Annotated in this window: 23 protein-coding genes and 1 tRNA gene; 9 read left to right on the top strand and 15 right to left on the bottom strand. The window is 45.3% G+C overall.

Annotated elements, in window-relative coordinates; translation table 11 throughout:
- Window positions 1-63: 63 nt before the first annotated feature.
- The gene (locus tag SPIGRAPES_RS13600; RefSeq protein WP_014271324.1) at window positions 64-1,440 is read left to right on the top strand and encodes a sodium-dependent transporter; all 1,377 of its coding nucleotides are present in this window, start codon (window positions 64-66) and stop codon (window positions 1,438-1,440) included.
- A 70-nt stretch (window positions 1,441-1,510) separates the two neighbouring features.
- Window positions 1,511-1,729 (top strand): translation initiation factor IF-1, encoded by a 219-nt coding sequence (gene infA / locus SPIGRAPES_RS13595; protein WP_013607767.1) that lies wholly within the window; start codon window positions 1,511-1,513, stop codon window positions 1,727-1,729.
- A gap of 106 nt (window positions 1,730-1,835) precedes the next feature.
- Here the strand turns inward: infA and SPIGRAPES_RS13590 are convergent, their stop codons facing one another.
- From SPIGRAPES_RS13590 to SPIGRAPES_RS13560, 7 genes are all read right to left on the bottom strand, one after another.
- Window positions 1,836-2,801 (bottom strand): Smr/MutS family protein, encoded by a 966-nt coding sequence (locus tag SPIGRAPES_RS13590; protein WP_014271323.1) that lies wholly within the window; start codon window positions 2,799-2,801, stop codon window positions 1,836-1,838.
- A complete protein-coding gene (locus tag SPIGRAPES_RS13585; protein WP_014271322.1) occupies window positions 2,802-3,446 on the bottom strand; it encodes a CBS and ACT domain-containing protein in 645 nt (214 codons plus the stop codon).
- Window positions 3,447-3,505: 59 nt separating this feature from the next.
- Window positions 3,506-4,261, bottom strand: coding sequence for an ABC transporter ATP-binding protein (locus tag SPIGRAPES_RS13580; RefSeq protein ID WP_014271321.1), 756 nt, complete (start codon window positions 4,259-4,261; stop codon window positions 3,506-3,508).
- Window positions 4,258-5,037 carry an ABC transporter ATP-binding protein gene (locus SPIGRAPES_RS13575; protein ID WP_014271320.1) on the bottom strand — a complete coding sequence of 260 codons (780 nt, stop codon included), beginning with the start codon at window positions 5,035-5,037 and terminating at the stop codon, window positions 4,258-4,260. The genes SPIGRAPES_RS13580 and SPIGRAPES_RS13575 overlap by 4 nt, the downstream gene beginning before the upstream one ends.
- The gene (locus SPIGRAPES_RS13570) at window positions 5,034-5,948 is read right to left on the bottom strand and encodes a branched-chain amino acid ABC transporter permease (protein ID WP_014271319.1); all 915 of its coding nucleotides are present in this window, start codon (window positions 5,946-5,948) and stop codon (window positions 5,034-5,036) included. Before SPIGRAPES_RS13570 ends, SPIGRAPES_RS13575 begins: the two co-directional genes overlap by 4 nt.
- 1 nt (window position 5,949) lies before the next feature.
- On the bottom strand, window positions 5,950-6,867 hold the full coding sequence (locus SPIGRAPES_RS13565; protein ID WP_014271318.1) for a branched-chain amino acid ABC transporter permease: 918 nt from the start codon (window positions 6,865-6,867) through the stop codon (window positions 5,950-5,952).
- A gap of 111 nt (window positions 6,868-6,978) precedes the next feature.
- Window positions 6,979-8,166 carry an ABC transporter substrate-binding protein gene (locus SPIGRAPES_RS13560; protein ID WP_014271317.1) on the bottom strand — a complete coding sequence of 396 codons (1,188 nt, stop codon included), beginning with the start codon at window positions 8,164-8,166 and terminating at the stop codon, window positions 6,979-6,981.
- Window positions 8,167-8,451: 285 nt separating this feature from the next.
- Between SPIGRAPES_RS13560 and mscL the strand changes: the two genes are divergently transcribed.
- Complete coding sequence (gene mscL, locus SPIGRAPES_RS13555) at window positions 8,452-8,892, top strand: large-conductance mechanosensitive channel protein MscL (RefSeq protein ID WP_014271316.1); 441 nt, start codon at window positions 8,452-8,454, stop codon at window positions 8,890-8,892.
- A 296-nt stretch (window positions 8,893-9,188) separates the two neighbouring features.
- On the opposite strand, the gene SPIGRAPES_RS13550 is transcribed toward mscL, so the two are convergent.
- Window positions 9,189-9,611 (bottom strand): hypothetical protein, encoded by a 423-nt coding sequence (locus SPIGRAPES_RS13550; protein WP_014271315.1) that lies wholly within the window; start codon window positions 9,609-9,611, stop codon window positions 9,189-9,191.
- Between the two features lie 235 nt (window positions 9,612-9,846).
- Window positions 9,847-10,269 (bottom strand): hypothetical protein, encoded by a 423-nt coding sequence (locus tag SPIGRAPES_RS13545; protein ID WP_014271314.1) that lies wholly within the window; start codon window positions 10,267-10,269, stop codon window positions 9,847-9,849.
- Window positions 10,270-10,674: 405 nt separating this feature from the next.
- On the opposite strand from SPIGRAPES_RS13545, the gene SPIGRAPES_RS13535 reads away from it, so the two are divergent.
- From SPIGRAPES_RS13535 to SPIGRAPES_RS13520, 4 genes are all read left to right on the top strand, one after another.
- Window positions 10,675-10,748 (top strand) — tRNA-Arg (locus tag SPIGRAPES_RS13535).
- A 444-nt stretch (window positions 10,749-11,192) separates the two neighbouring features.
- A complete protein-coding gene (locus SPIGRAPES_RS13530) occupies window positions 11,193-12,350 on the top strand; it encodes an MFS transporter (protein WP_041384697.1) in 1,158 nt (385 codons plus the stop codon).
- 61 nt (window positions 12,351-12,411) lie between these two features.
- Entirely contained in the window at window positions 12,412-12,729 is a 318-nt protein-coding gene (locus SPIGRAPES_RS13525; RefSeq protein ID WP_014271312.1) for a helix-turn-helix transcriptional regulator, read from the top strand.
- Window positions 12,730-12,851: 122 nt separating this feature from the next.
- On the top strand, window positions 12,852-13,382 hold the full coding sequence (locus tag SPIGRAPES_RS13520) for a dihydrofolate reductase family protein (protein WP_014271311.1): 531 nt from the start codon (window positions 12,852-12,854) through the stop codon (window positions 13,380-13,382).
- Between the two features lie 68 nt (window positions 13,383-13,450).
- On the opposite strand, the gene SPIGRAPES_RS13515 is transcribed toward SPIGRAPES_RS13520, so the two are convergent.
- Together SPIGRAPES_RS13515 and SPIGRAPES_RS13510 are read right to left on the bottom strand one after the other, a co-directional pair.
- The gene (locus SPIGRAPES_RS13515; protein ID WP_014271310.1) at window positions 13,451-13,885 is read right to left on the bottom strand and encodes a hypothetical protein; all 435 of its coding nucleotides are present in this window, start codon (window positions 13,883-13,885) and stop codon (window positions 13,451-13,453) included.
- 237 nt (window positions 13,886-14,122) lie between these two features.
- Entirely contained in the window at window positions 14,123-14,539 is a 417-nt protein-coding gene (locus SPIGRAPES_RS13510) for a hypothetical protein (RefSeq protein ID WP_014271309.1), read from the bottom strand.
- Between the two features lie 187 nt (window positions 14,540-14,726).
- Between SPIGRAPES_RS13510 and SPIGRAPES_RS13505 the strand changes: the two genes are divergently transcribed.
- Window positions 14,727-15,809, top strand: coding sequence for a Coenzyme F420 hydrogenase/dehydrogenase, beta subunit C-terminal domain (locus SPIGRAPES_RS13505; protein ID WP_041385382.1), 1,083 nt, complete (start codon window positions 14,727-14,729; stop codon window positions 15,807-15,809).
- A 106-nt stretch (window positions 15,810-15,915) separates the two neighbouring features.
- Here SPIGRAPES_RS13505 and SPIGRAPES_RS13500 read toward each other — a convergent pair whose 3' ends face one another.
- Genes SPIGRAPES_RS13500 through SPIGRAPES_RS13490 form a run of 3 tightly spaced genes read right to left on the bottom strand, consistent with a single transcriptional unit; the run spans window position 15,916 to window position 18,189 of the window.
- Window positions 15,916-17,139, bottom strand: a complete 1,224-nt coding sequence (locus SPIGRAPES_RS13500; RefSeq protein WP_014271307.1) for a M24 family metallopeptidase — start codon at window positions 17,137-17,139, stop codon at window positions 15,916-15,918.
- 9 nt (window positions 17,140-17,148) lie between these two features.
- A complete protein-coding gene (locus SPIGRAPES_RS13495; RefSeq protein ID WP_014271306.1) occupies window positions 17,149-17,550 on the bottom strand; it encodes an SCP2 sterol-binding domain-containing protein in 402 nt (133 codons plus the stop codon).
- 33 nt (window positions 17,551-17,583) lie between these two features.
- Window positions 17,584-18,189: a TetR/AcrR family transcriptional regulator gene (locus SPIGRAPES_RS13490; RefSeq protein WP_014271305.1), complete on the bottom strand. Its 606-nt coding sequence runs from the start codon at window positions 18,187-18,189 to the stop codon at window positions 17,584-17,586.
- A 180-nt stretch (window positions 18,190-18,369) separates the two neighbouring features.
- Between SPIGRAPES_RS13490 and SPIGRAPES_RS13485 the strand changes: the two genes are divergently transcribed.
- Window positions 18,370-18,600: an SAM domain-containing protein gene (locus SPIGRAPES_RS13485; protein WP_014271304.1), complete on the top strand. Its 231-nt coding sequence runs from the start codon at window positions 18,370-18,372 to the stop codon at window positions 18,598-18,600.
- A gap of 156 nt (window positions 18,601-18,756) precedes the next feature.
- Here the strand turns inward: SPIGRAPES_RS13485 and SPIGRAPES_RS13480 are convergent, their stop codons facing one another.
- Window positions 18,757-19,857 carry a PIN domain-containing protein gene (locus SPIGRAPES_RS13480; protein ID WP_014271303.1) on the bottom strand — a complete coding sequence of 367 codons (1,101 nt, stop codon included), beginning with the start codon at window positions 19,855-19,857 and terminating at the stop codon, window positions 18,757-18,759.
- Window position 19,858: the final 1 nt, after the last annotated feature.

Genomic DNA, 19,858 nt, shown 5'->3' with positions numbered 1-19,858 from the left:
TGCATTTTACATCTATCAACCTTAGAATACTTCGGCTGAAAGAAAAAAGGAAACGGTGGTTTTATGGAAAGGAAAAGAGAAACGCTGAAAAGCAGACTCGGATTCATCCTGTTGTCAGCAGGATGTGCGATTGGGTTGGGAAATGTCTGGAGATTTCCCTACATAACAGGACGCTACGGCGGAGCAGCTTTTGTCTTGATCTATCTGTTGTTCCTTATCATTATGGGTTTGCCGATTATGGTCATGGAATTCTCAATCGGCAGGGCAAGCAAACAGAATATCGGCTTGGCTCTCAAAACCTTGGAACCAAAGCATACAAAATGGCATATCTATGGTCCGATTGCTATTATCGGAAATTATGTTTTGATGATATTCTATACGACTATCTCCGGGTGGCTTATTTCCTACTTCTTCTACTCACTCAGAGGCGATTTCTCAGGACTTGATACAGCAGGGGTCGGACAAGTTTTCACCACGTTGCTGCAGTCCCCTTGGAAAATGATCTTCTGGATGGTCTTGGCAACGCTGCTTGGGTTCCTTCCTGTTGCCAAAGGATTGCAGAACGGAGTCGAAAAGATATCCAAGTGGATAATGTCAGGTTTGCTGGCTTTGATACTCCTGCTTGCCATCAACAGCCTTACCTTGAAAGGCGGTTCACAAGGGTTGAGATTCTATCTGCTTCCCGACTTCAAGCGTATGACGGAAACAGGGCTCTTCTCTGCAATATATGCAGCCATGGGACAGGCTTTCTTTACCCTAAGTATTGGTATTGGTTCCATTTCAATCTTCGGCTCATACATTGGGCGTGATAAAACCCTCACCGGTGAATCTGTTCGGGTTATTGCACTGGACACCTTTGTGGCACTCTGCAGCGGCCTCATCATTTTCCCCGCCTGTTCTGCTTTTGCAGTTGAACCGAATGCAGGACCCTCCTTGATATTCATAACCTTGCCCAATATTTTCAACCAGATGGCCGGGGGAAGGGTCTGGGGATCCTTGTTCTTTGCCTTCATGAGCTTTGCAGCTTTGAGTACTCTGATTGCGGTATTTGAAAACATTGTCAGTTACTGGATAGATGTACACCATGTTGAAAGGAAAAAAGCTTGCTTATATAACGGCATTGTAATTGCAGCCCTATCACTTCCCTGCATCCTTGGGTTCAATGTACTAGCCGGCTTTCAGCCCTTTGGGCCTGGGTCTGGAATCCTAGACTTAGAGGACTTCATCGTGAGCTCAACCCTGCTTCCCTTGGGTTCTTTGATTTTCACCATCTTTTGTTGCACCAGGTATGGTTGGGGTTGGAATAATTTTATCAGTGAAGCCGACGCAGGAAGCGGGTTGAAATTCCCGAAAGTCTTGAAATTCTATTTCCAATGGATTTTGCCTGCACTCATCCTTGTCTTGTTTACCAAAGGATATTGGGATATATTTGTAAGGTAGGCTCGTGTTGACAGAGACGAAACAAGTTCATATAATTTGTTAGCTTTCGAGCAGATATTTGGAGGGCTTTGTGGCCAAAGAAGAAGCGATAGAAGTGGAAGGTGTCGTACGCGAAGCCCTTCCCAATACGATGTTCCGTGTGGAACTTCAGAACCAACATGTAATCCTTGCCCATCTCTCGGGCAAAATGCGCAAACACTATATCAGGATTGTCCCTGGTGATACCGTGCGTGTAGCTCTTTCCCCGTACGATCTTACCAAAGGCCGTATCATTTACAGGGAACGGTAAGCACCACGAAGACAAGGCCAACCTTCCGGGTTGGCCTTTCTTATGTTATCTGGATTTCTCCAATTGAATTCACGCTGGGTTTACCCCAACTCCACGGGAAACTTCTCTATTTTCCCTTCAGGATTATCCAGATAGCACCGCTTCCACCATAACAGGCCTTAGGGCTGTAGGCTTCCCTCACTACCCCACTGAGGCGAATCTGGGACAATGCCACGTCTTTTAACAAGGATACGCCATTTCCATTATGCAAACCTTTTCCGGGAATGATGCTGATTTTCTGGAGGTGTTTCTCCGCACTTTCCTTGAGAAAATTCGCACAGGCAGTCTCTGCCTCGGTCACTTTCATGCCATGCAAATCCAAAGTTGCCTGGGGTTCCATGGCCCGCAGATTCGATATCCCATCAATTACAGGTTTTGTCCCATGCTTTTCCTTTTTGGATTTTTCCAGTGCTTTCTGCTCATCGGAAACTTCATTCCATTTGCGGTAGGTATCGGCAAAAGACCAGGAAACGATGCTTTGCTTTTCGCTATCAGATTCCAGTTTGTCTTCCAGGGCCTGTTTAATAATCTCTGTACTCACAGCTACTTTATCAGGGGCAGGTTTCACTTCAGGCTTCACCTCGACAGGTTTGACTTTCTTCGGCTTCCCCCCTTCGTACTGGTCAAGGATATCCGAGAAAGACTTTGCAGGGACATAGGCTTTGCTTTTTTTGATGGGTTCCACCTTTTTCTCTTTAGCAACGGTTTTCTCGCCTTCCCATTCTGCAAATATTTCTGAGAAAGGCTTATTGCCAATGATTTTGCTATCGCTTTTCATGCGCTTGGTGACACCTGAGAGTTCCCCTGTCGATTCCCACGCCGAAAGGATATCCCCAAAATTGGCGTGGGGATCATATCCTACGACCGCGGGTTCCTTGCGCTCGACTACCACTTTTTTCTTTTCCGGTTGTTTGATTTTCTCCGGGACTACCTTTTTAATCCCTTCAAAAGGAAGGAAGGCATCGTTATCGACAGGAAGACGGCTGTCACCAGCCGTCTTTTTTAGGACAACTATTTTCTTTTTTTTGGCCATTTAGACCTCCCTGACATCCAGAAGTTGAGAAACAAAGGGTTTTACGATTTCAACGACTTTGCTCATCGGAGCTCCCTGGACTTTAATCGTACATATGGCGTTGGTAGGATCGGTCCCCATAAAGGTGCCGAACGTAATGATATCTATGCCTTGCTCACTGAGCGCCTGGGAAATCTTGGCAATAGTCCCAGGTTTATCCTGGACCAAAAATGAGAGTCTGACCCCAAAATGACGTGCACCGAACAATTCAAGCAATATCTTGAACATATCGCTCTTGCTGACAATACCTATAAGGCTGTCGCCTTCCATGACCGGTAGACAGGAGAGGTCCTGGTCAACCATCATTCGGGCAGCCTCCTCCACGGTTGTATCTTTAGTTATGGTAACGACATTCTTGCTCATCAATTTCTTGACCGTAAGCTTGCTAAGAAGATAGGCCATCTCATGAATGGAAAGACTTGTTGCAGGGGAAGGAGAAGCATAGAGAATATCCTTCTCGGTAATAATGCCCACGAGTTTTTTATCCTTATCAAGGACAGGCAACCGATGGACTTTTTCCCGTTTCATCAAGGCAGAAGCTTCGGCTACAGACATATCCGGAGTAGCTGTAACAGGGTTGCGAGTCATTCTTCTTTCGATAATCATATGAATCTCCTAACTTCAACAACTATACTATACTGCAATAAAAGCCTTATTTCCAGTAATTATTCGCCAAGATAGGCTGCCCTGACCTTTTCGTTTGCGAGCAAAGCGGAGGATTTGTCACTGAGTACAATTCGTCCATTCTCCATGACATATCCCTCGGTGGAGGCTTTGAGAGCCATCCTTGCATTCTGCTCAACGAGGAAAACAGTCACATTGTCCTGTTTGTTGATAAATTCGATTTTACCAAAGATATCGGCAATGACCAGGGGTGCAAGGCCGAGACCCGGCTCATCAAGCAAAATCATGCGGGGGGCACTCATCAAGGCGCGGGCAATGGCCATCATCTGCTGTTCACCACCAGAGAGGGAGCGGGTCTTCTGCCTTCTGCGAGCCCCAAGGATAGGAAAGAAATCGTACATAGATTCCTTGCGTTCGGCGATAAGCTTATCGTCGCGAACCATAAAAGCACCCATGTCGAGATTTTCCTCTACTGTCATATCGGCGAAAACCCTTCGGCCTTCAGGAACCAGTGCGATACCCCTGGAAACTATGATGTCTGTAGTAAGGGCTTTGTGTTTTTTCTTTCCTTCCAAAGGATACTTTGCCTGGCAAATCTCTTCGCCATCGAACGTAATAGATCCTGTATCCAACGGTTCCTGTCCAACAATTGCCTTCAAAAGGGTACTTTTCCCACTTCCATTGGCGCCGATGAGACAAACGATATCACCTTGGTTTACATGCATGCTCACATTCTGCAAGGCTTTGATATTTCCATATGAAACAGATATGTCATTGATGTTCAGCAATTCACTCATTCTTCTTCCTTTCCGAGATAGGCCTCGATTACTCCCGGATCATGCTTGATCTGCATAGGTGTCCCCTGGGCAAGCTTCTGACCGTAGTTGAGAACGGTAATGGTATCACAGATATTCATAACGAGTTTCATGTCATGTTCAATGAGTACTATAGTAATCCCAAGGTCACGGATTTTACGGATCGTGTTCATCAAATGGTCAGTTTCCTGTGGGTTCATCCCTGCAGCCGGCTCATCAAGAAACAACAGTTTCGGCTCGGTAGCCAATGCCCTTGCTATTTCCAGTTCCCGCTGATGCCCATAGGGAAGATTCTTTGCCAGTTCGTTTTTCAAGGAACCCATATCAAAGAAATCGAGCCAGGAATCGGCCTTTTCGTAGATTTCCTCTTCTTCTTGTCTCAAGTAGACATAGCTTTTTAAAGAATTGAGAAACCTACCCTTGTTAGCATCTTTTCCTGTCTTGAAGTGTCGTCCGATCATAACATTCTCGATTACTGACAATTCTTTGAAAAGACGGATATTCTGAAAAGTACGGGCAATTCCCATGCGACAGATCTTATGGGCAGGATACCCGGTTATATCTTTGTTGTTGAAGAATACTTTACCGGCAGTAGGAGTATCCAGACCTGTCATGTTATTGAACAGGGTGGTTTTTCCAGCGCCATTAGGTCCTATGAGCCCGGTAATCAGACCTGATTCTACCTGAAAGTCGACTTTGCTTACGGCAATGACTCCGCCATATTCCCTTGTGAGTCCTTCAGTTTCCAAAATCGTCATTTGGAACCTCCCTTATGGCCATGTCCCCTTCCATAGGAGTGTTCCTCCCTTCCAAGGATACCCTGCGGACGCCATATCATCATGACGACAAGAATCAAGCCGAAAAGAATCTGCTTGAACTGTGGGGGAATAACACCCGAAAGCCCTGTGAGCTGCGGGAAATAACTGATCATCTGGATAATGAAAGCCCCAATGATAGCCGCCTTGAAATTACCCATTCCCCCAAGTACGACCATACACAGGACCATGACCGAAACCATGAATGTATAGGTCCCCGGTGTAACCGAAAGGGAAAAGACAGCCTGGAGCGAACCGGCAATACCTGCTACGGAAGCCCCGAGTACGAAGGCATAGACCTTGTACTTGGTAATGTTTATGCCCATCGACTGGGCTGCGATCTCGTCTTCACGTACGGCGGTCAAAGCACGTCCCATACGGGAACGGGCGAGTCTTTGGAAAAGAAAGGATGCAATGGCTACAAAGATGATAACCATCAACAGGAAAGCCCATTTCTTATAGGGATTAATCGTAAATCCAAAAATGGTAGGCATGGGGATTTTTTGGATTCCCATCGGTCCGTTAGTGAGCGAATCCCAGTTATTCAGCACGTTTCTTACGATTTCACCAAACCCAAGGGTAGCGATGGCAAGATAGTCACCTTTCAGGCGTAAAGTCGGCAATCCGATCAGCAAGCCAAAGAAAGCGCTGATCAAGGCTGCAACAGGCAATGTAGCCCAGAAGGACCAACCGTAATTGGCCGAAAGAATAGCGGTGGCATAACTTCCGATTGCAAAGAAACCTGCCTGGCAAAGGGCAAGCATCCCCCCATAACCGGTTATTACGTTCTGCCCAATAGCCATAAGGGCATAGATTCCTGAGTAAATGAGTATTAACAGGAAAAAGTTAAGCATATTATACCTTCTCCTTTTCAACTTTGCCGAACAGACCTTCGGGTTTGACCAGCAGTATTATGATGAGTACGCCAAAGGCGATCGTGTCTTTCAATCCGGTAGGAATTCCGAAAACTGCTACCCCGAACGTTTCCAAAAGGCCCAGGAGAATTCCACCGAACATAGCCCCTGAAATATTTCCGATACCTCCGAGTACTGCGGCGACAAACGCTTTCAAACCAATCATGGTTCCCATGGTCGGGTAGACTTTGTAGTCCAGGGCGATAAGCATTCCGCCTGTTGCCGCCAAGGCGCTTCCGATGGCGAAGGTCAAACTGATTACCTGGTTTACGTTGATACCCATGAGCATCGCAGTATCCTGGTCAAGACTGGTAGCCCTCATGGCTTTTCCCATCCTCGACCTGTCTACAAACATTTTCAGGGCAATCATCATGACGAGGGAAACTACAAGTATCAATATCTGGTGAGGAGTTATTACAACCCCGTGAATATCAATGGGAGTATTGTCAAACGGATAGTTCAGTTTCCGTGACTGGGTACCGAACATCCAGGCTGCACTGTTTGAAAGGATGAACGAAACACCGATTGCGCTGAGAAGCGGAGCCAATCTGGTTGCTTTTCTCAGGGGTTTGTAGGCTATACGCTCAATTGCCATTCCGAGCAAAGCGCAACTTGCCATACTGACGAGCATGGCTATGAAGAAAGAAACGAAGGTCCATGTCCCTAACGGGGCACTTCCCCTGAGCCCATCGAATACAAAAAGCCCGATGTAGGCTCCAACCATGAGAATATCACCATGGGCGAAGTTAATGAATTTGAGAATGCCATACACCATAGTGTAACCTAGTGCGATAAGGGCATAGATGCCACCAAGTGTCAGGCCATTCATCAGATGTTGGAAAAATTCAGCGATTCCCACGATGAGGCACTCCTTACATACAATTCTGGATAGTACGATAACATAGAAGGACCGGTGTAAACAACACCGGTCCTTCCCCTTTTTTCCCTAGCAAAGAAGGAATTGAACGGGTTATTTGACTTCTACGAGCTTTCCATCGACAACAGTATACGTCCCGAGGTATTCAGGGGTGGTCTTGTTGACTTTGTAAAGGCCCTGGTAAGCAACCAAGTCACCATTCTCAGCAAAGTTTACCGTTCCGGTTACGCCTTGATAGTCTTTGGTAGCTGCAATTGCATCACGTACTGCCTTGCGGTCGAACTTTCCGGTTTCCTTGTAAACCTTCTCCAAAGCGGCAAGAACCAGGTTGGTTCCGTCGAAGGCGTTGGTGGCGAAGGAGTCAGGACCGATGCCGTATTTTGCAGTGTAGTCAGCAACGAAGGTTGCATAGGCTTTACTCTCTGCAACTTTGGCAGGACCGACGTATACAACACCGTCAGTGAATTCACCAGCGAGATTGTAGATTTCAGGGTTTGAGAAACCATCACAGGATACGAACGGAGTGGAGATTCCAAGCTGGCGTGCCTGCTCAAGAATCTGTGCCATCTCTGCAGTATAATCAGGAATGTAGATTGCATCGGGATTGGCGGTCTTGATCTTGGTCAACTGGGTTTTGAAATCTTTGTCGCCAACCTGGCAGGCTTCTGCAATGGTGACTTTTCCGCCAGCAGCTTCGAAGCTTGCAGTCATGCCTTCATACAAACCCTGGCTGTAATCGTTCTTTGCATAGAGAACACCAATGGTTTTGTAACCAAGTTTCTCGAAGAAATAGCGACCGGCTACCTCACCTTGGAGACCATCGGAAACGACGGTACGGAATACATAGTCACCAATGCTGGTGATATCTGCGTGGGTGGCAGATGGGGTGATCATGACAATGCCTTCATTCTGGACGCGCTCGCCAACTGCGAACGAAACGCCGGTGAAGACAGGACCAACGAGGGCAACGATTTTGTCTGAGGAAGAAAGCTTCTCGATTGAGGAGAGACCTTTCTCAACGCTACCTTCGGTATCTTCGGTGATAAGGGTTACAGGAAGCTTTCCTGCAATACCACCCTTGGCATTGAATTGATCAACGGCAAGTTTTACTGAGTTATTGCAAAGGACACCATAGTTGGCGTAGTCACCAGTCATAGGTCCCATGAAACCGATTTTAGGGCCGGCAACTGATTTCTCAGCGCCACCTTGGGCAAACACCGGTGCGGCTACTAATGCGAACAAAGCAACCAGAGCCAAAACTACAAACAGGCGTTTCTTCATACTTCGGTACCTCCAAATTGTACAAAAACAGCAGGAATGGACTTCCTGGTAAAGTATAAGATTCTTTATACATTAACAAGTATATTTATGCAACATTCAAACAATATAAATAAAAACAAAATGACTTGAAATTGTTATTTTTCCCATTTTTAGAGGATTTGGCAATTCTTGCGACCCCGAACAGTACTCATATGACTCTCATTATCGTTTTCCACCGCCTTGCCAATATAGGACTCCAGCCAATACCATGTTATAATCGGAAGTAAAATCTTGGAGGTAAAGAGAATGGCAAAGAAAAGCGGATTTTTGAATGAGTTCAAGCAATTCATTTCGCGTGGAAACGTCATGGATCTGGCTGTCGGGATAATCATTGGAACAGCCTTCACCGCAATTGTCAATTCACTGGTAAAGGACATAATAATGCCGTTCGTAGGCCTGATTCTTGGGGGAGTCAGTTTCACGGACCTGAAAGTTGTCATTACTGCAGCTACCGCAGATACTGCCGAGGTAGCTCTGACATATGGTAACTTCATCCAGAGAATCATAGACTTTTTGATCATTGCTTTAGTTGTCTTCATGATTGTCAAAATGATAAACAAGCTTCGTGAAAAGGGCGAAGCCCAGAAAAAAGCCGAGGAAGCTGCAAAACCTGCACCAAAACCGGTGGTTCCTGCAGACGTTGTATTGCTTACGGAAATTCGAGATCTTCTGAAAAAGCAGAAGTAGGATGAACTATCCAATTGGATGAAACATATTGGTAACAGGAGCAACCTTGAACATCGGGTTTGCTTCCTGCCAGTTGCTGCCAGCAAAAGGCTACAATGTGTGGCTCCTCCCCGTCAATTATCAAGAAAGTATGCAAGCTGGCAGGAACAAGGAACCCTTCTTTTTGTGAGGTAGTTGCCTTCAGGAACAAGGCACTGCTTTTTTCCAAGCAATTGCTTCATGATAGGATCGTGTACCCATCTTGATGAAGTGGTATCTATTATCATGAGAGAAAAACCAAGCGGCAAGGGGACTACTTAGATGAAATGCCCAACCTTTTTTGCATTGCTTCCACTCAAAGTAATCTCAGTTCCCGTGTATAGGGCGGTAATCGTTTCATTCTTGCCATTGACAAGATACTCATACGTGAACTCTATACCGCCTTCAGAAACTTCCACACCATCATAGAAACTCAGGATTACAGAATCGGCCGAATAGGGGGCCAGGTAGAATGTCTTGCTGGCACCAGCTGCAATGGTTACTTCATCACCAGAGAAGGGCTCGTCTAGCTTGGGTTTAGATACATACTGTCTGATTCCTACATCCTCAATGGCATTGTCACTTTCGTTTATGATAACCAAAGCTTTGCAACGGGGATTGTCATTGCACCCTGAGAAAACCGAAACCAGCAACAGACAGCAAGCCAGTACCAATAGACCTTCATATATTCTATGTTTCATAACACCCCCTGTTTTCCAATCTCTCTGCAATTGATCAACCAAAGACTAGTACATAATCGAAATTAAAAAAGGTCATAGAAGAAACGTATCTGGTTCATACACAGGTAAAAAATGGCCATATTACCAAACAAAATCTTCAAGGTGTTGTTGCAATCCTGCCTTGAAAGAACTAATGTTTGGGATTGCAGGAACCAAGAAAATCTGTACCCAAATCACTTAATAACAACAGAATTGATTATGAATAATCCTGCACTATCTCTTCTGCGTGGCCTCCGCTCAAGGTAATTCCAGTCCCGGTATAGCTGGCAATAATATCTTCGTAGCCCCCATGCATGTGAAACTCATACGTAAAATCTATACTGGCATAACCCTCTGCATCAGAAATATACAGGCGTATTGAATCGACCAGGGAAGTACCCAGATAGAAGGTCATGCTCTCACCTGGTGCAATGGTTTCTATCAACGCATTCGTAGAATTTTCCATCTTCTTTGGGCTTATGTTGGTCTGCCTGATCGAAACAAGGCTGACCACATTCTCGCTAGCATTTACTACTATCAAGGCCTGGCTACTAGGGATGTCGCTACATCCAAAAAACAATGAAACCAACAGCAGACAGGACACTGCAACCTGCAGAATACTACTTATTCCTTTTTTCATAATGATCCTCTAGGTCTTGCATTCTTTTAAAATAGGCTAACTCCAGATCAGTATAGACTTGAAACTAAAAATTTCCTAGAAAAATCAACTATAAGCCACAATTTTGAAACATAGAGAACAACCTGTCAGAAATGATTCTCTATGTTTGTCTTCGAAATAGAGCCTTGGGTCAAAAAACTGGAATCCATCACCATCAACAAGGTGGCGATTATCCGCAATCTCCCATGATACCAGATAAATTTTCCAGACCGTAGGCTCTGGTTATACTGCGCTGCTTTTACCGATCGATTGCTTCCAGATAGGATGGCAGAGCTCTTCTTGATGAAGATGTATCTATCGTAACGGGAAAAACGGGGATTCCCCTTGAATACCATTTTGTTTTACGGTAGTATCGTTAAAGCATTCGCTCCGATAGCTCAGCTGGATAGAGCACTTCCCTCCTAAGGAAGGGGTCGGGCGTTCGAATCGCCCTCGGGGCAGCGAATCAATCTCTTGCAAGATATACCTTGCAGGAGATTTTTTTATTTTCATATACATCAAAAACCCTTGGATCGAGGATACATACAAAACCCCAGGAATTTCTTCCCAGGGTAAATTTAGTAGAGCTAAGATGTGCAAGTAGCTGTATTCTACAGATTTTTCCAGATACTGTAAAGAAATCCAATAGCTATAACCTTTATTATTTCGCCATGGGTTGTTTTTTAATTCAATTCCCTTTTCACAAATAAGAATTTTATTGCTTTATTTTTATGACCAAGGCTTGGGCATGAGGGTTGAATACCGTAGGTAACCCATAGAGGTTAATTCTTGCAAGGGTTTTTCTTTGCCTGTTCGCTCTCCTCTTGATATACGAACATTTCTTCGTATATAGTCAGATAATTACAAATATTCAGTTATTGTCAAAAAAGGAACCCTTAGTGCCCATGGAAGTTACGAACCAGAGAAGAATACTCATGCTACTTGCAAGCATCGCTGTGCAGATGATACTCGGAGGCGTCTATGCCTGGAGTTCCTTCACCCCGAGCCTCACCGCCCACGGAATCTCACTCAGCCAGAGCGGTTTCATTTTCGGTACTATGATCGCCACCTTCACCCTCTCTGCCATACCTGGTTCCTTTGTATTGAGACACAGAGGAGCAAGAACAACAATAGCTATCAGTGCACTCCTCTATTTCTTGGGAAATATGGTCGCTTCCAGCTTTTCGGGAAGTTTTTTCCTCCTGCTTTTTGGCATGGGCATTTTGGTAGGCTGCTCAATAGGGTTTGGCTATGTCTCGGTTCTGGGATTAGCAATGCACCTCTTCCCTCACAAAAGGGGAACAGTGGCAGGGTTGCTCATGGCAGCCTTTGGAGGGGGATCCATCCTATTGAGCAACCTGGCAAGGCACCTGATGGAAAACCAAAACCTCAATGTCCTACAGATATTTCGCTTCCTCGGTATCACCTACGGCATCATATTGTTCATATGCTCTCTGCCGATGGAAAGAAACAACCACCGGGTAGGGGAAAAACAGCAAGTAGGGCATCAACTGGCATCCAAAGAATTCATCTCCCTGGTTTTAGGCCTTTTTGCCGGGACTTTTGCAGGCCTGCTCATCATAGGGAACCTCTATCCCATCGCAACAGAAATGGAGGGAAACCTCATAAACCCTGCGATTCATATCAGTCTTTTCTCAATTGGAAACGTACTGGGACGCCTCGTATGGGGAATATTTCAAGACAAGTATGGCTCAAGGAACTCAATTTTGGCATCCCTGCTCTTTCTCGCCTTGGCAATAACACCCCTTGTCTTTTCCACCCATCCCTTTGTAGTCCTTGTTGTAGCCCTGCTCTCCGGACTAGGTTTCGGGGCCTGTTTTGTCGTGTATGCCTCTGCAACCCTGCAATATTTCGGAATAGAATCATTTTCACGGTTGTATCCCCTATGCTTTCTCGCTTATGGTTTATCTGGACTTATTGGGCCGGGAACAGGAAGTATGCTTGCAACTCTTGCAGGATCATATAGCTATGCAATACTCTTGAGCCTGGGAATCCTTTTCCTCTCGATAATTACCATCTGGAAACAACTTCCCCGACAATGAAGCAAATACATAGTATACTATCTCGAAGATCCCCAAGAGTTTCCACATAAGGATGAAGAAAATGAGTGAAAGCACGAAGGAAAACAATCTCGGTTGGACCTTCCTTACCAACCATGCACATGTGTTGCTGTGCCTTGCCCAGACACCTGAAATGAGGATGCGTGAGATTGCAGACAAAGTAGGAATTACGGAACGTGCCGTACAACACATCATTGCCGATCTGGTACACGCCGGTTACATAGACCGGAAAAAAGAAGGTCGATGCAACGTATACAGTATCCATCAGGGTAAAAAACTGAGGCATAGCATTGAGGAACACAGGACCATAGCAAACTTGATTGAGTTCATCAAGGACTACAGCGAAAACACCTCTGAATAGGAAGCCCCTCTCATTCGTTTGTTGCAGCCACTGCTTTTAACACGTTCTTCCAATCTGGAAAAAACCCCTTACCAAGGGTATAGTAAGAAGTAGTATTACGATCCTGCAAGGTGAGGTAGCGAATGAAAAATTCTGTCTATATCGCACAAAGCCTAGATGGTTATATTGCAACGGTGGACGGTAAGATCGATTGGTTGTCAGAGATTCCGAATCCCAATGGCAGTGATTACGGCTACAACGCGTTCCTCTCTTCCATCGATGCAATTGTCATGGGACGCCATACGTATGAAACGGTCAGAGACTTTGAAAGCTGGCCTTATGAGAAACCGGTATTCGTGTTGAGCAGGACCCTTCACTCAATTCCAAAACGACTCAAAGGGAAGGCAACGATAAGCAAGGCAACCCTTCCTACCCTTCTCTCCTCGATGCACAGAAAAGGATACCGCAACCTCTACATCGATGGAGGAAAGACTATTCAGAGTTTTCTGGAACTTGATCTCATCGACGAAATGACTATAACAACGGTACCTGTATTACTCGGAAAAGGGATTCCTCTTTTCGGTTCACTGAATCAGATGATGAGATTCAAGCATGAGCGGACACAATCCTTTGACAACGGATTGGTCATGAGTACCTACAGGAAATCTGAATAAGAATGAAACTATAAAAATGACATCCAAGAGGTAATCAAGGATGCCATCACCGAATAGCTAGAGAAAAATCATTCGTCTAGAGGAATGGTGGCGCCACTGCCGCTTACGGTAATTTTCGTACCATCGAAGACTGCCTGGATTTTTTCGTTCTCAAAACCTTTCTTATATTCGAAAACGAAATAGATAGATGCATATTGATCGCTATCATTTTCAGAATCCAAATGAGTATTCACTACTTGAAGCCTTATTTCTCTCGAATAAGGTGCAAGATAAAAGGATTCCTCTTCCCCTACCGCTATGGTTTCTCCATCACTCAATGCGTTTCCACCCAAAGCTATTTTCGTACCTACGCCATACTGATTGATATACACCTCATCAATGGGATAATCACTTCCATTGGAGATTACCAATTCCTGGCTTCTGGGCGCAAGGTCACAGGATGAAAACACAATCATCGCAACACAGAGAACCATCAATGCAAAAACAAAACCCTTATTTTTCATGTTTCCACCTTTTACTATAATTTTTATGCCCGAAACCTACTACAGACCATAGTATGGTTTTTGGTTTTCCTGAATCATTTTTCAATACCGGGCTCTTGCAGCAAGATAAACACAAGTATTTTCCCCTACTCCATGACCCCCTATATTCAAATAAAAAGTATTCCGAATCTAGAAACCCGCCAAAAACGCATAGGAATTCACAATTTGCAGCGTATTGGCGTTTCTATGGGTTCAACGTCATACAACATTGACGATAGCGGCGCCACTGCCGCTGACGGTAATATCCGTACCATTGAAAACTGCCTTGATCTTTTGGTTCCAAAAGCCTTTGATATAATTATATTCGAATGTAATGACATCCACTTCCGAATTAGTGTTGCTAAGGGTAAGTCTTACAGAATCTGCATATGGCGCAAGATAAATGGGTTTCTCTTCCCCTACCGCTATGGTTTCCCCATCATCCAGAATATTTACCCCATAATCAATAGTTTTTGAACCTACGCCATATTGCTTGATATAAACCGCGTCGATCGCATAGTCACTTCCATTGGAAATCACCAACATCTGGCTTCTTGGCGCAAGTTCACAGGATGAAAACACAATCATCGCAACACAGAGAACCATCAACGTAAAAAACAAACCCTTCTTTTTCATACTTCCTCCTTTAGGTAATATTTCAATGCTACCAAACATGCAAATACTAATATAAGTCTGTAGAGTTTTCCAGAAGTTTCTTACCATTCATCCAATTTTCTCCCTTATTTCTCACGTTAGGACACGTATTAATTACCTTGTATCCCCTCAGGTTTTAAAAAAGCCATTGATGTTCTATACTTTTTATATGGCCATACAAATTACAGAAGAAAAGAATTGTACCGGATGTACTGCCTGCCAGGCAGTTTGCCCTGTCAGCTGTATCGCAATGCAGGAGGACGCCAAAGGCTTTTTATATCCTTCGGTTGACTATGATTTGTGTATAGAATGCGGTTTGTGCGAGAGAACCTGCCCACTTCTAAAACCGATCTCCCAGGAAAACAAAGTACTCTCTGTGTACGCAGCAAAAGCAAAAGACAAGGAAATCCTTCGTAAAAGCTCCTCGGGAGGCATGTTCATACCCCTCTCCGATGCCATGCTCAAAGAAGGCGGCGTTGTCTATGGAGCTGCCTTCAACCCCTTGATGGAAGTCAGCCATTGCAGATGCACCACGTTTACCGAACGTGACCGCTGTGTCGGATCGAAATATGTCCAGAGCAACCTAGTAGGTGTTTTAGACCAGGTGAAGAAAGACTTGAACGAAAAAAGACCCGTACTGTTTACAGGCACCCCGTGCCAGGTAGCAGGTCTTCTGTCCTTCCTCGCACAAACCAATACCGATACCTCGCTTTTGGTATGTTGTGATGTATTCTGTTTCGGGGTTCCCAGCCCAAAAGTCTGGAAAGACTACCTCAAGCAGGTGGAAAGGGAAAAAGGGGAACCGGTCAAGGAGGCCTTTTTCAGGGACAAGACATATGGATGGGCAGATTTCTCCCTGCGCCTGGAAACCGAGCATACCGCAAGCGTAGAAAAAAACAATGAGAATGCGTATATGCAATTGTTCCTGCAAAGACTGATAAACAGGCCTTCCTGTTTTGATTGTCATTTCTCAAACCTAGACCGGAAGGGAGACCTTTCCATTGGCGACTATTGGGGAATTGAACATAGCATGCCTGATTTCTTCGAATCGAACGGTGTTTCGGTTACACTGGTAAACAGCCAGAAAGGAAAAGCCTGGATGGAAAAGATCAAAGATACGCTTTCTTTGAGAGAAAGCAACCTCAACGATTGCATGCAACCGGTTTTATCAGGGCCTACAGCACAGCCAATTGGATATGAATCTTTCTGGAAGCAGTATGCAAGATCAGGTTTTGGGGAAGAAAGAACCTGACCAACAAACCCTACAAGCAATCAGCATATGACGAAAAGGACCTTGCGAAGGTCCTTTTCTCTTTCCCTGACAGCCGGTATCCTCTCATGTCCTTTGCATGGAGTGCTTAGACTATTTCCTCGATTGCCAAAGGGAATTTCGATAAAGTTTCACAGCCTTTTGTCCCGATCAGAATGGGATTTTCGTAACGGAACCCCACCCCTTGGTCAGGCGCAGCATACTGCATGGCACAGATAAGCAATTCACCAGCCTTGTATTCGTGATCTGGGTCAGTCCAGTAGGGGAAGGGGCCAGCGTTCGCATGGCCTATCCTCCATTCGTCCCCAAACAACCCAATCCCATGCTCACACCCTGGTAGCAGATAATCGGCACAGCCCAAGACTTCTGCACGGTCCATCATGATCGAAGAAAGAGATGATGGGGTTGCCCCTTGTTTATAATTTGCAAGGACAGTCTCGACCAAGTCAACGAAATTATCAGCATGCTTTCTCAGCGAAGGGCTGGAAGGTCCGATAAGGTAATTGTGGGAATGGTCGCCCAAAGCCAGCATGAACATTGAATGAAAATCAAGCATCAAGGGTTCCCCAGCCTGAAAAACCCGATTGGTGGGGGGCGTACAAGCCCCGAGACCAGTCCTATACCCTGAGGAAATTTCGTTAAGACCGGCAAAATTCCACTCGGATACGGAGCCAGCCCTCCGCATAGCCAATGCGGCAATACCAGCAATCTCGGTCTCGGTCATTCCCTTCCAGCCACCATGTTCGAGAGCTTCCCTGGCAGCCTTTTGTCCTTCATCGACAATCCGGGAAGCTTCCCGGAACCGGGCAATTGTCCCAGCATCCTTGATAAAGGAGATTTCGTCTACGATGTGATGGGCATTTACAAATTCCCAGCCATTTAAGGCAGCTTGCAAGGCTTTCCATTCGTAATGAGTGAGATTTCCCTCAGGCGTATAGGTTGAAATGCCATCCTCAACCCCAAGGCGTCCCTTTGAGAGCCCCAATTCATCGGTAATCATTTGAGAAACAACCGAAATCTGGTCTTGGCCTCCCATGGGAGCGTAGGCCCTCACATTATCTATAGGCAACCAAGTCTCATCGGCAACTCTCGCGGCATCGACCAGGAAGGTAAAGAGTACAGGGTCGCCTTTCGCCGGAATTACCAGGAAGCTTCTCCAGGGGCAAAACGCATCCAATACAAAACTGAGTGTCCGCAGACGGGTCCCCAAATACACGTCAAGGCCCTCTTTCTCCATCATTCTCTGGATATCAGCTACCCGCGAGCGGTTGTCAATCCAATATGGACTCGTGCTGTCAATAATCCTAGGCATGGTTTACTCCTAATAGATTGTCGGAATTCCGGCAAGTACCTTGTTTACCCGGTCAGCAAGCGGAGCAAGCCGAACAGCCTTGGCCATATTCCCCCGGAGCTTCAGTTTCCCTGTCATCAACGCCCGGGTAGAACTCAGCTCTCCCCTGGTAATCGAAGCAAAGGTATCATAAGCTCCCCTGATGGAAAACTCTGCCTGGGGGCTAGGTCCCTTGCCTGTTTCGAACCTGGTTACTTTACCTTGTTCGCAGGCCAAAAAGAGATATTCCTCCCCTCCATCCGGGCAATCCTCATAAATATCGGCCATCGATGTGGTTACCCCATTCATTTTTCCCGGATCCAGTTGACTTTTCAAAAGCTCAAAACCCTGATCTCGCCATTGCTGGCTAAGATATGCCAGTTTTTCCTCCATTCTTCAAACCTCCTTGAGAATCGACTTGCTATTTCAAGAACGGGTAATCAACCCGTTAAGCACCAAGTCAAGGCTCTGCTCAAAAAGCAACTGCTCATCCCCCGACTCTTCGACGTACGCTTTCTCTATGGAAAGCTGGTAAATGGAAAACAGGATACGAGCGGCTATGCGTGCATCGGGAACCGAAAAGACTTTAGCATCAATACCTTCCTGTATCAGACCTTGCAGGATAGCCACAGAACGACTGTTAATGGATTCAAAGGGATCTTTGGCATCTATGAGAGGGAACAATGCAGGATCCCCTGCAAGGATTTTCCTCAGACGCGGCTCTTCTTTCAGATAGGAAAAAGCCTTGCTACAAAACAGACGAAATCTCTCAATGGGGTCTGAGGAAGTCTCAGCCGCTGCTATGGCAGCTCTCTGCCAATGCGAAAAGCCATAGGCCACTGCCTTGCCGTATAAATCTTTTTTATCTTGGGCGTATCTATATAATGTACCCACTGCAAGCCCCATTCTGCTAGATATATCTTCCATACAGGTTTTCCTGAACCCATATTCGGCGAAAACCTCCAAGGCAGTCTCCAAGACAGAAGCTTCGCGTTGCTTGTATTTTTGTGAACTTGTGAATGATTCTTTCATATATTCATTTTTTATACAAAAATATATTTCTGTCAACTAATTTCTTTCATATGCAAGAAATTACCAAATCACATTGAGAAAACCACCTGTTAAAAAACAAGTTACTCGACAGCTTTTTTTAGACACATGTATAGTAATTACAAACAGTTTTCTACACCCAGCCAAAAAAGAAGGTACCCCATGGTATATAAACATGCTTCGTCTGAAACCTCAGAAGTTTCTGAGTACTTCAAGACTCTTAGCCTTTGCGAATATCGTCCTTTGCTGGAAAAACACAATAGCAACAGCTTGAAGACGCTCATAGGAATTACCACGACAGGTCTGGCTGGAATCGGAATATCATCTTTTGAACACCAACAAAAGGTTCTTGCAACTTTGGAGCATACAATCGAAAAGCATTACCAGCAATGAGGGTTCTGGTCGGTAGTGAGATCTGTATTGGCTGCCATTTTAATCTTTGCATTGATAAAATCCGTATAGTTAGGATTTTATCCAATTAGTCCAAAGAGGAAAAAAGACCCACGTTAGTGTGGGCCTTTTCCGTTTCCAGTAGTCCTTCGTTTCAGATCAAATCATTTGCAGTACAAGTAAGAGCACGATGACAACGACCATAATTCCAATAATCAGATATTTCCGTTTCTTCCTATTGATAGTCTGTTCAACCGTGACCTGCTGCTTTTCTCTCAGCAGAGCCTCTTGTTCTTTCTGTACCTTCCTCTGGCGTTCCTCTTCCTGTTTCACTTCAAGCTCCCTTTGCATTTGCTGCTCGGCCTCCAGCTTGGCGTCTTTCTCCTTCAGGTCTAGGTAACAACGACCACAAAGCACAATACCATCGCAGTCGAGGAGATCATCATAATAGCTCTCATTGCATTCAGGACAGATATAGCACCGTTTCAGTATGCCATTCTCGGTCAACTTGCAGGCAATCATCTGATGGGTCTTTGGTGCGAGGTCTTCCTTCTTTCCAAATAAACGTTTCAGGAAGGAAACCTTTGCAAGGGAACTCGATTCATTAGCCATTTCATGGGAAAGATGTACGATCCTTTCACTCAAACCCCTATCCTGGGTAACCAGCATCAAGTTCTTCGTTTTTCCCTGCACGGCAAACAGATTGACCAAATGGTCATCTGCTATGCCTACGCTCCCGGTATCACCTATGCGGACAAGCCCTTTGCGAGCCAGGGAACGAATCATATCAGGACGGATCGTAGAGCGGATCCTCACCTCTTTGTCCTTCTCTTGGTTGTCCTTCAAACCATGCAATTCCTCAAGGGTTTTCTCGAGGATTATCATTTTCTTTTTACGCCTCTTGAGAATCGGCTCTGCATCGGAAACAAAATGCAGGAACCAATCCTCCTGGATAATAGGCGCCGTATCAACATAAATCTCATCGAATGAGCGCAGTTGTTCGTCCAACGTAGCCTCATAGGCTTCGTCACTACTCTTAAATCGATGGTTATCCCCCATCTTGCAGGCGATAACTTCCCGATAAAGGTTCATTTCGCTTGCAGGGTTCTTTCCATCGAGACTAATTCCAACGCTCCTGAGAATGCTGAGGGTCTTCTCCTTGGACATCCCGAATTCAGCTGAAAGCACACCGGTAACATCGTCCGATGCAATCATCTCAACTTTCGGAATAGGAGTTCTCTTTCTCAAAAGTCTAGCCATA

This window comes from Sphaerochaeta pleomorpha str. Grapes (genome assembly GCF_000236685.1).
GTDB lineage: Bacteria > Spirochaetota > Spirochaetia > Sphaerochaetales > Sphaerochaetaceae > Sphaerochaeta > Sphaerochaeta pleomorpha.
This window is presented reverse-complemented; position numbering and strand designations above follow the sequence as displayed.